General features: G+C 71.9%; 11 protein-coding genes. 4 read left to right on the plus strand and 7 right to left on the minus strand.

Features of this window, described 5'->3' with window-relative positions; genetic code table 11:
• Positions 1-12: 12 nt before the first annotated feature.
• The 4 genes from ACFCLZ_RS16375 to ACFCLZ_RS16390 all read right to left on the minus strand — a co-directional run bounded on the left by ACFCLZ_RS16375 (position 13) and on the right by ACFCLZ_RS16390 (position 5,503).
• Positions 13-1,485, minus strand: coding sequence for an AI-2E family transporter (locus ACFCLZ_RS16375; protein WP_380286191.1), 1,473 nt, complete (start codon positions 1,483-1,485; stop codon positions 13-15).
• Positions 1,486-1,907: 422 nt separating this feature from the next.
• Positions 1,908-2,669, minus strand: coding sequence for a transglycosylase SLT domain-containing protein (locus ACFCLZ_RS16380; protein WP_380285628.1), 762 nt, complete (start codon positions 2,667-2,669; stop codon positions 1,908-1,910).
• Between the two features lie 455 nt (positions 2,670-3,124).
• Entirely contained in the window at positions 3,125-4,459 is a 1,335-nt protein-coding gene (locus ACFCLZ_RS16385; protein WP_380285629.1) for a PhoH family protein, read from the minus strand.
• A gap of 249 nt (positions 4,460-4,708) precedes the next feature.
• A complete protein-coding gene (locus tag ACFCLZ_RS16390) occupies positions 4,709-5,503 on the minus strand; it encodes an isoprenyl transferase (protein ID WP_380285630.1) in 795 nt (264 codons plus the stop codon).
• 422 nt (positions 5,504-5,925) lie between these two features.
• On the opposite strand from ACFCLZ_RS16390, the gene ACFCLZ_RS16395 reads away from it, so the two are divergent.
• Complete coding sequence (locus tag ACFCLZ_RS16395; RefSeq protein WP_380285631.1) at positions 5,926-7,542, plus strand: chitinase; 1,617 nt, start codon at positions 5,926-5,928, stop codon at positions 7,540-7,542.
• A 142-nt stretch (positions 7,543-7,684) separates the two neighbouring features.
• Here ACFCLZ_RS16395 and ACFCLZ_RS16400 read toward each other — a convergent pair whose 3' ends face one another.
• Complete coding sequence (locus ACFCLZ_RS16400) at positions 7,685-8,401, minus strand: prepilin peptidase (protein ID WP_380285632.1); 717 nt, start codon at positions 8,399-8,401, stop codon at positions 7,685-7,687.
• Positions 8,402-8,543: 142 nt separating this feature from the next.
• Here ACFCLZ_RS16400 and ACFCLZ_RS16405 point away from each other — a divergent pair, with 142 nt between their 5' ends.
• Together ACFCLZ_RS16405 and ACFCLZ_RS16410 are read left to right on the plus strand one after the other, a co-directional pair.
• A complete protein-coding gene (locus ACFCLZ_RS16405) occupies positions 8,544-9,293 on the plus strand; it encodes a hypothetical protein (RefSeq protein WP_380285633.1) in 750 nt (249 codons plus the stop codon).
• 111 nt (positions 9,294-9,404) lie between these two features.
• On the plus strand, positions 9,405-10,619 hold the full coding sequence (locus ACFCLZ_RS16410; RefSeq protein WP_380285634.1) for a pyridoxal phosphate-dependent aminotransferase: 1,215 nt from the start codon (positions 9,405-9,407) through the stop codon (positions 10,617-10,619).
• 155 nt (positions 10,620-10,774) lie between these two features.
• Here the strand turns inward: ACFCLZ_RS16410 and ACFCLZ_RS16415 are convergent, their stop codons facing one another.
• On the minus strand, positions 10,775-12,616 hold the full coding sequence (locus ACFCLZ_RS16415; protein WP_380285635.1) for a phosphoenolpyruvate carboxykinase (GTP): 1,842 nt from the start codon (positions 12,614-12,616) through the stop codon (positions 10,775-10,777).
• Positions 12,617-12,900: 284 nt separating this feature from the next.
• Here ACFCLZ_RS16415 and ACFCLZ_RS16420 point away from each other — a divergent pair, with 284 nt between their 5' ends.
• The gene (locus ACFCLZ_RS16420) at positions 12,901-13,575 is read left to right on the plus strand and encodes a hemolysin III family protein (protein ID WP_380285636.1); all 675 of its coding nucleotides are present in this window, start codon (positions 12,901-12,903) and stop codon (positions 13,573-13,575) included.
• Here the strand turns inward: ACFCLZ_RS16420 and ACFCLZ_RS16425 are convergent.
• Positions 13,546-14,076 (minus strand): hypothetical protein, encoded by a 531-nt coding sequence (locus ACFCLZ_RS16425; RefSeq protein ID WP_380285637.1) that lies wholly within the window; start codon positions 14,074-14,076, stop codon positions 13,546-13,548. The two genes, ACFCLZ_RS16420 and ACFCLZ_RS16425, sit on opposite strands and share 30 nt — an antisense overlap.
• Between the last annotated feature and the right edge of the window lie 109 nt (positions 14,077-14,185).

Here is a 14,185-nt window from a genome sequence, read left to right on the forward strand (position 1 = left end):
TACTCAGTGCACCTAGACGCTGCCGGAGGGCGGGGTGTGGGGGCGGGTGGCGGCTTCGCGGGCGGCTTCGAGGGCGGTGAAGACGGCCTGGCCGGCCTCGTTGCGGCGGCGGAGGTGGGTGACCACGGTGTTGGTGACGGCGATCAGGGGGACGGCGACGATGGCGCCGCCGATGCCGCCGATGATGGAGCCGGCGGCCACGCCGAGGACGACGCCGAGCGGGTGGACGCGGACGGCGCGGCCGAGGATCAGCGGCTGGAGCACATGGCCCTCGATCTGCTGGACGGCGATCAGCACCGCCAGCACCATCAGCGCCGTCCAGGGCGTGGTGGTGACCAGCGCGATCAGCACCGCGACCGTCCCGGTGACCAGCGCCCCGACCAGCGGGACGAAGGCGCCCAGGAAGATGATCACGGCGAGCGGCAGCGCCATCGGCACGCCGAGCAGCTGGATGCCGACGCCGATGCAGACCGCGTCGATGAAGGCCACGCAGACCGTGCCGCGGACGTAGGCGGTGAGCGTGGCCCAGGCCTTCGGGCCGGCGCCGGCCATCGCGTAGCGGGAGTGCCGGGGCAGCCCGCGCAGCGCCCAGTTCCAGATCCGCTCGCCGTCGTAGAGCAGGAAGAAGGTGGTGAAGAAGGCGAGCAGGACGGTGGTCAGCACCTCCACGGCGATCTGCGCGCCGGTGATGCTGGCCGAGGTGATCTGCTCGGTGTTGGTGCTGATCGCCTTGGTGATCTGGTTGGCGAAGTCGGTGATCTGCTGCTCGGTCAGGTGCAGCGGCCCGGTGATCAGCCAGTCCCGCAGCTGGTCGACACCGGCCTTGACCTTGCTGGTGACGGTCTCCAGGTTGGTGGTCACCTGCCAGACCACGAACCAGCCGACCAGCCCGATGCCGGCCAGTCCGCTCATGAACACCCCGCCGGCGGCCAGTGAGCGCGGCACGCCGTGGCGGCGCAGCCAGGAGACGGTGGGCTCCAGCAGGGCGGAGATCAGCAGCGAGGCCAGCACCGCGAAGGCGACCAGCCGCAGCATGTCGACGATGTAGAAGACCACGTACAGCGCGGCGCCGAGCAGCAGCAGCCGCCAGGTGGACTCGGCGGCGACCCGCAGGCTCCACGGCACCGCCTCGGCGGGGGTGGCCGGCCGGCCGAAGTGGCCGTGGGAGGGGGAGAGGGAGGGGGCGGGGGCAGGAGCGGGCGGGGGCGCGGGCGCGGGAGAAGCCGCCGCAACGACGGGGACGGCGGCGGGCGGCACCACGGCCTCGGTCCGCGGACCCGGCAGCGGGTCGGCGGTCGGCGGATCGGCGGTCGGCGGATCGGCGGTCGGCGGATCGGCCGGCGGCGGGGACAGCGGGGCGAGCGGCGGTTCGTGGAAGTCGGCCGCCATCGCGGCCCGCCGGCGCCGTTCGATCACGGCGGCGGCGCTCGCCGCCACGGCCATCCCCTTGGCCACGGCCTTGAAGGCCTTTCCGCCCCGCGCCATGCTCACTACCACTTCTCCCCGCCGGAGCCGCCCCGGTGCGGCGGCACGCCGTGGGTCCCGCCACGGCCGTCAGGGAGACGCTACCCGGCCGGGGGCCGGTGAGTCCGCCCAGCGGGCGGGATCCGGCCGGGTTCTTCGGAGCCGATTCCGGGGCAAACCAGCACCTCCCGGGTGGTTTCAGGCACACGGCAACGGGGAGGAGTCGGGCGGGAACCCGGAGCCAACTGTCGGCGGACCGGCCGGTGCGGGGAGTTACCAGGACCCCTCCCCGTCCCCGCGTCCGCACCCGGGCCCGCACCGCCCGCGGGCGCACTGGTCAGCGCGACCCGGGCGGCGCGGCCCGTCCGTGAACCGCGAACGCCGCGGCCCCCGGTCACCGCGTGGGTGACCGGGGGCCGCGGCGGCGTTGCCGGTACCGGTTCCTAGTACCAGTGGTGCGACTGCCAGAACGACCAGGCGCCGCAGGGGCTGCCGTAGCGGCTGTTCATGTAGTTCAGGCCCCACTTGATCTGGGTGGCCGGGTTGGTGCGCCAGTCGGCGCCGGCCGAGGCCATCTTGGAGCCGGGCAGCGCCTGGACCAGGCCGTACGCGCCGGAGCTCTTGTTGGTGGCGGTGTAGTTCCAGCCGCTCTCGCGCTTCACGATCTGGCTGAAGCACTGGAACTGGGCGTCGTTGCCGACGATCTGCTGGGCCAGCTCCTGCACCGAACCGGGGCTGACCGAGGTCGCCGGGGCGGACGCGGCGCCGTCGGTGGCGGACATCGCCGAACGGGCCTTGGAACGGTTGGCGGCGGCCTCGTCGGCCTTGCGCTTCTCCTCGGCGGCCTTCGCGGCCTTCTCCGCCTCGGCCTTGGCAGCGGCCTCCTTGGCCGCGGCGTCCGCCTTGGCCTGGGCCTCGGCGGCGGCCTGCTGGCGGGCTGCCTCCTCGGCGGCCTTCTGCTCGGCGGCGGCCTTGGCGGCCGCGTCGGCGGCGGCCTGCTGGGCGGATGCCTGCGTGCCGATGTTGTCGCTGATGGTCTGCGCCTGGGCGCCAGAGGGGACTTCGGCAAGCAGGGTCGCGCCGGCGACGTCGACCGTCTGCGTCGTCTTGCCCTCGCTGCCCGACGCCATGCCCACGACGGCACCGACAGCGGTGACGGCGGTGGCGGAGGCGACAGCAACTCCCCGGACCGAGATCCGAGTCACATGATTTCCTTCCAGCATCGCCCACGCGTGACCGTACGGGCGCAACCTGCCCCTTGGCGCTGCCCTCCGTACGGTGCTGGTCACGGGAGGTACTGACCCGGCGTCCGGCCGAGGTGAGGCGACCGGGCGTTTCATTCGGGCGGCGTACGGCTCACGGTTTTCAATTGTGCGCCCACCGACCGGAGTTGGCGGACCGTCCGGGCCGGACTCCCGGTCTCCCGGAAGCCCTGCCATGCCGTACGCGGGGCCTGACAGAACCCTCACCATGCCGCACGGGGACCTGTCGACGCAATTCCCTGTTGCGTGGCGGATGTCACATTCACCGAACCGGCGTTCGCCGGACACAAAGCACTCGATGTGATGAAAGGGACAGGGCCCGCTCCGCCAGGAACGGGCCCCATGTCAGGAGTTGACGCTTTTGTCCGTGAATGCCCGGATCGCCGGACATCACCGGATCACGGGTTGACGTCCTCCAGCATCTCCGTCACCAGCGCCGCGATCGGCGAGCGCTCCGAGCGGGTCAGCGTGACGTGCGCGAAGAGCGGATGCCCCTTCAGCTTCTCCACCACCGCCACCACGCCGTCGTACCGGCCGACCCGGAGGTTGTCCCGCTGCGCCACGTCGTGGGTGAGCACCACCCGCGAGCCCTGGCCGATCCGGGACAGCACCGTCAGCAGGACGTTGCGCTCCAGCGACTGCGCCTCGTCCACGATCACGAAGGCGTCGTGCAGGGAACGCCCGCGGATGTGGGTGAGCGGCAGGACCTCCAGCATGCCCCGGGAGATGACCTCCTCGATCACGTCCGGGGTGGTGACCGCCGAGAGGGTGTCGAAGACCGCCTGGGCCCAGGGGCTCATCTTCTCCGTCTCGCTGCCCGGCAGGTAGCCGAGCTCCTGCCCGCCGACCGCGTACAGCGGCCGGAAGACCATCACCTTGCGGTGCTGCTGCCGCTCCAGGACCGCCTCCAGGCCGGCGCACAGCGCCAGCGCGGACTTGCCGGTACCGGCCCGGCCGCCCAGCGAGACGATCCCGACCTCCGGGTCGAGCAGCAGGTCCAGCGCCACCCGCTGCTCGGCGCTGCGCCCGCGCAGGCCGAACGCCTCGCGCTCGCCGCGCACCAGCCGCACCCGGCCGTCCCCGGTGACCCGGCCGAGCGCCTTGCCGCGCTCGGAGGTGAGCACGAGTCCGGTGTGCACCGGCAGCTCGACGGCGCCGTCGACGTCCACCCCGGCGTCGTGGCCGGCCGCGAACAGCGCGTCCACGTCGTCGGCCGGCACGTGCAGCTCGGCCATGCCCGTCCAGCCGGAGGTGATCGCCAGCTCGGCCCGGTACTCCTCGGCGAGCAGGCCGACCGAGGACGCCTTGATCCGCAGCGGGAGGTCCTTGGAGACGACGGTGACGTCGTACCCCTCGGCCTGCAGGTTCCGGGCCACCGCCAGGATCCGGGTGTCGGCCTCGCCGCCGCCGGCCCGGTAGCCGACCGGCAGTATCGACGTGTCGGAGTGGTTGAGCTCCACCCGGATGGTGCCGCCGAGCTCGCCGACCGGGATGGGCTCGTCGAGGCGGCCGAACCGGATCCGGTAGTCGTCGAGCAGTCGCAGCGCCTGGCGGGCGAAGTATCCCAGCTCAGGGTGGTGCCGCTTGGCCTCCAGCTCCGTCACCACGACCACCGGGAGGACGACCTCGTGCTCCTCGAAACGGGTCATGGCGAGCGGGTCCGCCAGGAGCACACTGGTGTCGAGAACGTACGTGCGCCGGTCTGGTGTCCGGCGGCTCTTGGAACTGACCACTAGGCCTCCAGGGCGGATGACCCTGCGTCATCCGCGGCAAGCCGGCCCCGCTGCCCCGGTGGCCTCGGAGCCGGTCTGATCGGAGTATTCCCAGGCGGGGGGCGGTGCATTCGCGCCCTCGGAGAACTGACGGATCATTGCCGGTGAACGTTTGGCCTCGCCCGGCCACCGGGTAGGCCAGCCCCTACGGCGGTCGATCCGGCGCGCCGGACCGCCGGGCCCGGCCCCCCGGTGACGACGCGGCCCCCGTCAGAGGCCCATCCGCCGGCTGCGGTCCCCGAAGGCGCGCAGCGCCCGCAGGAAGTCGACCTTGCGGAAGGCCGGCCAGTACGCCTCGCAGAAGTAGAACTCGCTGTGCGCGCTCTGCCAGAGCAGGAAGCCGGAGAGCCGCTGCTCGCCCGAGGTGCGGATGACCAGGTCGGGGTCGGGCTGGCCCTTGGTGTACAGGTGCTCGGCGATGTGCTCGACGTCCAGGATCTCGGCCAGCTCCTCGATCGAGGTGCCCCGGCCGGCGTGCTCCTGGAGCAGCGAGCGGACGGCGTCGGCGATCTCGTGCCGGCCGCCGTAGCCGACGGCCACGTTCACGGTGATGCCGTCGATGCCCGCGGTCTCCTCGGCGGCCCGCTTCAGGATGTCGGCGGTGTGCTGCGGCAGCAGGTCCAGCGCGCCCACCGGGTGGATCCGCCAGCGGCGGGCGGCGGCCAGATTGGTGACCGCGTCCTCGATGATGCCGAGCAGCGGGACCAGCTCGTCGGCCGGACGGTCGAGGTTGTCGGTGGAGAGCATCCACAGGGTGACGACCTTGACGTGGGTCTCGTCGCACCAGCCGAGGAACTCGCTGATCTTGTCGGCGCCGCGCTGGTGGCCGTACGCGGTGGAGCCGCCGGTCGCCCGGGCCCAGCGGCGGTTGCCGTCGAGGATCACGCCGATGTGGTCCGGGGTGCGGGCCAGGTGCACCTCGACCCGGCGACCGTAGAGGCCGTACATCCCGTCCAGCAGGACGCGCAGACCCGGCGTGCGTTCGACGACATCGCGCAGACCCATGGTTTTCGGCCCCTCCGTACTCACTTCACCGGGTGCTTCACAACCCCCGGCGCAGCCTACTCCCGCACCGTGGCGGCAGGGAAAGCCACTGGTCGCGGAAGGGTCACGGTCCTGTGCGAAGTGTGTCGCGACGGGCGCGCCGAAGGTGGCCGGAACGCACCGGGACGGCGCCCCGGGGACGCTCCGGGGAACGGCCGGGGGCCGGATACGGAACGGTCTCCGATTCCTTAAGGAATCCGTAAGCCGACGGTTCAATGCTTGACGACCCCCAATGGTCTAGTCCAGCTTTTGTTCCCAGGGCGGAACAGAACACCGGACCGCCCTCGTCAAGGCAGTACTTCGGACGCTATGCCCTCCCCCACACGCGGCCGCCGCGCCCCCCACCGCGGCGGCCGCTCCTCCCCCCACAGGAGCGCACCTCCATGGCCCGTACGCTGAACCGGCCCGCGTCGCACAAGCGCCGCGGCCCCGTCCCGGCCCTCGCCGCCGGCGCCACCGCCCTCGCCCTGGCCGGCACCGGCCTCGCCCTCTTCGCCGGCGGCGCCAACGCGGCGGCCGGGAACCTGGTCGCCAACGGCGGCTTCGACGGCTCCCTCGGCGGCTGGGTCTGCGCCGGCGCCGCGAGCGCCGTCACCACGCCGGTCCACTCCGGCACGGGCGCGCTGCAGGCCACCCCGGGCGCGGCGGACACCGCCGAGTGCACCCAGACCATCAGCGTGCTGCCCAACACCAGCTACACCCTGAGCGCCTGGGTCCAGGGCCCGTACGCCTACCTCGGGGCGCGCGGCACCGGCGGCACCGACCCGAGCGTCTGGTCCAACCAGAACAGCTGGAACCAGCTCTCCACCACCTTCACCACCGGGGCGAGCGCCAAGAGCGTCACCGTCTACCTGCACGGCTGGTACGGCCAGAGCGCCTACCTCGCCGACGACGTCGTGCTGAGCGGTCCGGGCGGCCCCGTCACCCCGAGCCCGACCGCGACGGTCACCCCCACCCCGACCGCCACCCCCACGGTGACGCCGACGGCGACCCCGACCCAGACCGTCACCCCGACCCCCACCCAGACGGTCACCCCCACCCCGACCGCCACCCCCACGGTGACCCCCACCGCGACGCCCACCGGCAACCCGAACACCGGAGTGCCGAAGCACGCCATCACCGGTTACTGGCACAACTTCGACAACAAGGGCAACAACCTCCAGAAGCTGGCCGACGTCCCGAGCGCGTACGACATCATCGCGGTCTCCTTCGCCGACGCCGTCGCCAACCGCACCGGCGCCATCACCTTCAAGCTGGACCCGGAGCTCTCGACCGGCCTCGGCGGCTACACCGACGCCCAGTTCCGCGCCGACGTGAAGACCAAGCAGGCGGCCGGCAAGAAGGTCATCCTCTCCGTCGGCGGCCAGAACGGCGCCATCTCGGTCAACGACGCCACCGCGGCCCAGGCCTTCGTGGACACCGCCTACGGTGTCATCAAGGACTACGGCTTCGACGGCATCGACATCGACCTGGAGAACGGTGTCAACCCGACCTACATGGCCAACGCCCTGCACAGCCTCCAGGCCAAGGTCGGCTCCGGCTTCGTCCTGACGATGGCCCCGGAGACCATCGGGATGTACTCCACCGCCGGCGCCTACTTCCAGCTGGCGCTGAACACCAAGGACATCCTGACCGTCGTCAACACCCAGTTCTACAACTCGGGCGGCATGAACGGCTGCGACGGCAAGGTCTACACCCAGGGCACCATCGACTTCATCACCTCGCAGATCTGCACCCAGATCCAGGGCGGTCTGCGGCCCGACCAGGTCGGCATCGGCGTCCCGGCCTCCAGCAAGGCGGCCGGCGGCGGCTACGTCGCGCCGAGCGTCGTCAACAACGCGCTGGACTGCCTGGCCACCGGCAAGAACTGCGGCAGCTTCGTCCCGCCGGCCAAGTGGCCGACCATCCGGGGCGCGATGACCTGGTCCACCAACTGGGACTCCGTCAACGGGAACGCCTTCGCCAACACGGTCGGCCCGTTCGTCCACCAGATGCCGTAACTCCCCCCGGCGCGCCGCTCCTTGAGGGTGGGGCCTGCGCGTCGGCGGCGGGCCCGTCGTACCTGACCGGTACGGCGGGCCCGTTCGCGTCCCGGGACCGGCGCCTTCGGGATCCGGCGGGCTCAGGGGTGGCCTGGGCGTGTCAGGCACGCCCGAGCACCGCCAGCAGGGTGCCGAGCAGCAGGAACGGGCCCAGCGGCACCTCCCGGCCGCGCACCGGACGGCGGCGCACCAGGGCGGCCAGCAGCACAGCGACCGACCAGAGCCCGGCCAGCAGCACGAAGGCCACCAGCGCGGCGAAGGCGGCCGACCAGCCGTACCGGCCGAGCAGCGCGCCGAGGCCGAGCGCCAGCACGGTGTCCCCCGCGCCCACCAGCCCCAGCTGGACCGGGACTTCGAACAGCACCCCGGCGGCCAGCGCCACCAGCAGGCAGCGCGGCAGCACCCCCGGGGCGCCCTCGGCCAGCTGCACCGCGGTCAGCAGCACCGCGAGGCCCGCCGCCAGCGTCCAGGTGAGCGGGTAGGGCAGCCGGTGCACCCGGGCGTCGGTGAAGCCGAGCACCACACCGGGCCCGGCCAGCCAGAGCAGCAGCAGCGCGTCCGCCGGCTGCGCGGCGACGAGCGCGGCGGCGGCCGCGGCGGCGGTGACCGCCTCCACCCGCCAGGGGCCGGGGCCGAGGCCGGTCCGGCAGCCCGGACACCGCCCGGTGGGCGGCAGGCCGCGCAGCTCCCGCCCGCAGGACGGGCAGGCCAGGCACCACGGTTCGCCCTCCGGCACGGCGTAGCGCACCACCAGGCCGCGCAGCGCCGGCGCCACCAGCACCCCCGCCAGTACCGCTCCCAGCGCGCTCGCGATCACGGCTCGCCCCCTCCTCGCCCGCGACGGTGCGATCCGGCGGGTTCCGTTCCGGAACCGGCCGGACACCGTCGGCGTCCGACACTGACGGCACCGCGGAACCCGGGTGCCGCACCGACCACATCATCCACGGGGGAGAGACACCTTGACGAAGCTTCGGAGCACTCTGCGCGCGGCGGTCCCGGTCGCCGCGCTGGCGCTGGCACTGACCGCCTGCGGACCGGAGAACGACGACCCGGCGGTCGTCGCCGCCCCGACCACGGCTCCCACCTCCGCCGGCACCCCGACCACGGCCCCGACCGGTGCCACCCCGACCGGCGCCCCGACCTCCGCCCCGGCGGGCGGTACGGGCGGCGGAGCGAGCGGCGGCGGCGGCGCGACCGCCGCCCCGCTCCCGTCCGCGGCGACCAGCGGCAACCCGATCGGCGGGGCCAGCGGCGGCAACAGCAAGGTCACCTTCGACACCCCGCTGCCGTTCACCGCGACGGGCAGCTACCTGGGCAGGACCAAGGCCGACGTCACCCCGGTCTCGGTGGTCAAGGGCACCGCCGCCGAGATCGCGCCGTACAAGTTCAAGCCGGCCGACACCGCGGGCATGACCCCTTATTACGTGACGGTCAACTTCACCAACCGGACCGGCACTCCGCTGCAGGACGAGTACTTCATGATGCGGTTCAAGGTGCAGGCCGACGCCAAGGGCAGCGGCATCCTGCCCGCCCCGACCGTCCTGAAGTCGATCCCGCAGTGCGACACCGGCAAGAGCCCGGGCGTCCTGAACGACGGCCAGAGCCAGCAGCAGTGTGCCGTCTATCTCGTTCCGGACGGCACCCCGCCGCAGTTCCTCGTCTTCGGCAGCGTTCTGGACACCCAGCCGCTGATCTGGAAGGCGAGCTGAGGCATCCGCCTCCTGATCGAAGGCGGAGCGGAACGGTAGCGTCCGGGCGGTCCGACGGGTGTCCCACGACACGCGCCGGACCGCCCGTTCGTACCCCTAAAGTAGGCAGGCATGCAGGTCATCCAGTCCAGCAAGCTCGCCAATGTCTGCTACGACATCCGCGGTCCGGTGCTCGACGAGGCGATGCGGCTGGAGGAACAGGGCCACCGCATCCTGAAGCTCAACACCGGCAATCCCGCGCTGTTCGGCTTCGACGCGCCGCCCGAGATCCTCCAGGACATCCTGCGCAACCTCTCCACCGCGCACGGCTACGGCGACTCCAAGGGCCTGCTCTCCGCGCGCCGCGCCGTGGTGATGCACTACGAGGAGCGCGGCCTGGAGAGCCTGACGGTCGACGACGTCTTCCTCGGCAACGGCGTCTCCGAACTGATCCAGCTGGCGATGACCGCCCTGCTGGACGACGGCGACGAGGTGCTCGTCCCGGCCCCGGACTACCCGCTGTGGACCGCCTCCGTCTCGCTGGCCGGCGGCACCGCCGTCCACTACCGCTGCGACGAGCAGTCCGAGTGGTACCCGGACCTCGCCGACATCGAGGCCAAGGTCACCGACCGGACCAGGGCGCTGGTGGTCATCAACCCCAACAACCCGACCGGCGCGGTCTATCCGCGCGAGGTGCTGGAGGGGCTGGCCGGGATCGCCCGGCGCCACCGGCTGGTGATCTACGCGGACGAGATCTACGACAAGATCCTCTACGACGACGCCGAGCACGTCCCGCTGGCCAGCCTGGCGCCCGACCTGTTCTGCGTCACCTTCAACGGCCTGTCCAAGTCCTACCGGGTGGCGGGCTTCCGCTCCGGCTGGATGGTGCTCTCCGGCGACCGCTCCCGGGCCCGCAGCTACGTCGAGGGCCTGAACGTGCTCGCCTCGATGCGGCTGTGCGCCAACATGCCGGCCCAGCACGCGGTGGCCGCGGCGCTCGGCGGACGCCAGTCGATCAAGGACCTGGTCCTGCCCGGGGGCCGGCTGCTGGAGTCCCGGGACGCGGCGTACCGGCTGCTCAACGAGATCCCCGGGGTCAGCTGCGTGAAGCCCAAGGGCGCGCTGTACGCCTTCCCCCGGCTGGACCCGAAGGTCTTCAAGATCAAGGACGACGCCCGGATGGTGCTCGACCTGCTGCGGGCCGAGCGGATCCTGCTGGTCCAGGGCACCGGCTTCAACTGGCCCGAGCCGGACCACTTCCGGCTGGTCACCCTGCCGCGCGCGGAGGACATCACCGACGCGGTCACCCGGATCGGCCTGTTCCTGAGCGGCTACACCCAGCCCTGAGGGGCCGGGGGGAAGCGCTACGGCCGGAGTCCCGGTCGGGCGATCTCCTTGGTCGGGGAAAGATCGTCCGTCGGGGCTCCGGCCGTCCTGTCGCTTGCCGGTGCGCGGTTCGTGCAGCGCGCCGGCCTGTCTACCGCTCCTGCTGAGGCTCAGGCTCAGCCGAGGCGGGCGACCAGGTCTCGGTACTCGTCCCACAGCGCGGTGGGCGTGTGCTCACCGAACATCTCCAGGTGGGCCGGGACGAGCGCGGCCTCCTGACGCCAGATGTCGGCGTCGACGGTGAAGAGCAGGTCGAGGTCCTCCTTCGACAGCTCCAGCCCGTTCAGGTCGAAGCCCTCGACGGTCGGCAGCACGCCGATCGGGGTCTCGACGCCCTCGCCGGTGCCCTCCAGGCGCTCGACGACCCACTTCAGCACGCGGCTGTTCTCGCCGTAGCCCGGCCAGACGAACTGGCCGTCGGCGTTCTTGCGGAACCAGTTCACGTAGTAGATCTTCGGCAGCTTCTCGGCGTCCGCCTCGGCGCCGACCTTCAGCCAGTGGGCGAAGTAGTCACCCATGTTGTAGCCGCAGAACGGCAGCATCGCGAACGGGTCGCGGCGCAGCTCGCCGACGGTGCCCTCGGCGGCGGCGGTCTTCTCGGAGGCGATGTTGGCGCCGAGGAAGACGCCGTGCTGCCAGTCGAAGGACTCCGTCACCAGCGGGACGGCGGTGGCCCGGCGGCCGCCGAACAGGATGGCCGAGATCGGCACACCCGCCGGGTCCTCCCACTCGGGGGCGATGGTCGGGCACTGCGCGGCCGGGACGGCGAAGCGGGCGTTCGGGTGGGCGGCCGGGGTCGCGGACTCCGGCGTCCAGTCGTTGCCGCGCCAGTCGGTCAGGTGGGCCGGCTTCTCGTCGGTGAGGCCCTCCCACCAGACGTCACCGTCGTCGGTGAGCGCGACGTTGGTGAAGACGGTGTTGCCCCAGAGGGTGTCGATCGCGTTGGCGTTGGTGTCCACGCCGGTGCCGGGGGCGACGCCGAAGAAGCCCGCCTCGGGGTTGATGGCGTACAGGCGGCCGTCGGCGCCGAAGCGCATCCAGGCGATGTCGTCGCCGATCGTCTCGACCTTCCAGCCCGGGATGGTGGGCTGGAGCATCGCCAGGTTGGTCTTGCCGCAGGCGGACGGGAAGGCGGCGGCGACGTACTTGGGCTCCGCCTCGCCCGCCGGGCCCGCCGGCGGGGTGAGCTTCAGGATGAGCATGTGCTCGGCCAGCCAGCCCTCGTCGCGGGCCATGGTCGAGGCGATGCGCAGCGCGTAGCACTTCTTGCCGAGCAGGGCGTTGCCGCCGTAGCCGGAGCCGAAGGACCAGATCTCCCGGCCCTCCGGGAAGTGCGAGATGTACTTGGTGGTGTTGCACGGCCACGGCACGTCCGCCTGACCCTCGGCGAGCGGGGCGCCGACGGTGTGCACGGCCTTGACGAAGTCGCCGTCCTCGCCGAGCTGGTCGAGCACGGCCCGGCCCATGCGGGTCATCACGCGCATCGACACGGCGACGTAGGCGGAGTCGGTGATCTCGACGCCGTAGGCGGCCAGCGGGGAGCCGACCGGGCCCATCGAGAACGGCACGACGTACATGGTGCGGCCCTTCATGGCGCCGCGGAACAGGCCCTGCTCGCCCTGGAAGATCTCGCGCATCTCGGCGGGAGCCTTCCAGTGGTTGGTCGGGCCGGCGTCCTTCTCCTGCTCGGAGCAGATGAAGGTGCGGTCCTCCACGCGCGCCACGTCCGAGGGGTCCGAGGCGGCGTAGTAGGAGTTGGGTCGCTTGTCCTCGTTGAGCTTCTTGAAAGTGCCCTGGGCGACGAGCAGGTCCGCGAGGCGCTGGTACTCCTCCTCGGAACCGTCGCACCATTCGACGCGGTCCGGCTGGGTGAGCTCCGCGATCTCGTCCACCCACGCCAGCAGACGCTGGTGGCGGGTGGGCGCGGCGCTGAGAGCAGCCGAGTTCTCGTTCGACACGATCGCTCCGTTTCACGCCATCCCGGCGGGGAGACGGCGTAGCGGGGGTTGAGGGTGCTTGCAGCGTAGCTCCGGACTCCCGGCCCCCATGGGGCATAACGGCAGAGTTGACGCATCTTTTACTACAGTACGGATGATTACCAGCCAGTAGGACTGGACCTTCGGCGCCACCGGAGGCCCACCGACCCCCCTCCGAATACTCCAAAACGTCCAAGTCGTGATGAGCGCCACTTCCTACGGATCAGTAACCTACGGATCCGTAGGTAGCGGGTAGCATGCGGCTCATGACTGCTGAGCTCCTGGAGAGCACGGAGCGTGCCGAGAGCAAGCCGAAGTGGCGCGGCTGGCTGCACGCAGGAATGTTCCCCGCCACGGTGGCCGCCGGGATCGCGCTGATCCTCCTGGCCGAACCGGGGCCCGCGAGGATCGCGTGCGCGATCTACTCCGTCAGCGCCTGGCTGCTCTTCGGAGTCAGCGCGATCTACCACCGCTTCCACTGGGGGCCGCGCGGCGACGCGATCCTGCGCCGGCTGGACCACGCGAACATCTTCCTGATCATCGCGGGGACCTACACCCCGTTCACCGTCCTGCTGCTGGACGGCACCGACCGGAAGGTGCTGCTCTGGGCGGTCTGGGGCGGCGCACTGGCGGGGATAGCCTTCCGGGTCTTCTGGGTCGGCGCGCCGCGCTGGCTCTACACGCCGATCTACCTCGCGCTGGGCTGGGCCGCCGCGTTCTTCCTGCCGGACTTCCTGCGCGCCGGCGGCGTCGCGGTCCTGGTCCTGATGATCGTCGGCGGCGTGCTCTACAGCATCGGCGGCGTGGTGTACGGACTCAAGCGGCCGAACCCGTCACCGCACTGGTTCGGCTTCCACGAGGTGTTCCACGCCTTCACCCTCGGGGCCTTCATCGCGCAGTACATCGGGGTCTCACTGGTGGCCTACAGCGCGGCCGGCTGAGCCCGGCGCCCCGTGACGGGCGGTCGACCGGTCGTGCGACCGGACGGCCGCCCGTTCGGCCGTCCACTCCCGGACCGGGTGCTCGTGAACCCGGTCGTGCGGTGCGCGCTCGTGCGGCGCCCGCTCGTGCGGACCGTCGTACCGGCGCTCGCCGCGCAACCGGTCGAAGCGCTCATGGGTGTGCTGGCCACGGACCGGCCGCCCGGCCTGGCGCGCGTCGATCGCCTCCCGGGCCCGGCGGCAGCGCTCACAGTGCGCGGCGTCCACCGTGCCGTTGGCCGTGCGGTGCCCGCCCGGCGCCGGCCGTCGCTGCGGCGCGGGCGCCTGATGGAGCAGCCGCCAGCGACGGCCCACGTAGACCATCAGCAGCAGCACCTCGACCCCGGCGACCACCAGCACCAGCGCGGCGCCATGGATCAGATAGGCCGCGACCACGGCCAGCGCCGAGCCCACCACCACTGCGGCACCCCAGATCTGGGCACCCGACTCCCGAACGGCCATGACGGCTTCTCCTTCCTGCGCCGGGCTTGTGGTCGGCCCCTGCCGCCCCACCCCTTCTCCGCTCTCGGCACGCACCGGTCCGCACTGACCGACGGCCACATCGTATCTA

It is taken from the genome of Kitasatospora purpeofusca, assembly GCF_042691725.1.
Taxonomy (GTDB): Bacteria; Actinomycetota; Actinomycetes; order Streptomycetales; family Streptomycetaceae; genus Kitasatospora; species Kitasatospora purpeofusca_B.

Excerpts from the sequence above, each read along its gene's own strand:
- ACFCLZ_RS16395 (WP_380285631.1), top strand. The coding sequence starts at position 5,926 with ATGGCCCGTACGCTGAACCGGCCCGCGTCGCACAAGCGCCGCGGCCCC.
- ACFCLZ_RS16375 (WP_380286191.1), bottom strand. The coding sequence starts at position 1,485 with ATGGCGCGGGGCGGAAAGGCCTTCAAGGCCGTGGCCAAGGGGATGGCC.
- ACFCLZ_RS16390 (WP_380285630.1), bottom strand. The coding sequence starts at position 5,503 with ATGGGTCTGCGCGATGTCGTCGAACGCACGCCGGGTCTGCGCGTCCTG.
- ACFCLZ_RS16425 (WP_380285637.1), bottom strand. The coding sequence starts at position 14,076 with ATGGCCGTTCGGGAGTCGGGTGCCCAGATCTGGGGTGCCGCAGTGGTG.
- ACFCLZ_RS16420 (WP_380285636.1), top strand. The coding sequence starts at position 12,901 with ATGACTGCTGAGCTCCTGGAGAGCACGGAGCGTGCCGAGAGCAAGCCG.
- ACFCLZ_RS16410 (WP_380285634.1), top strand. The coding sequence starts at position 9,405 with ATGCAGGTCATCCAGTCCAGCAAGCTCGCCAATGTCTGCTACGACATC.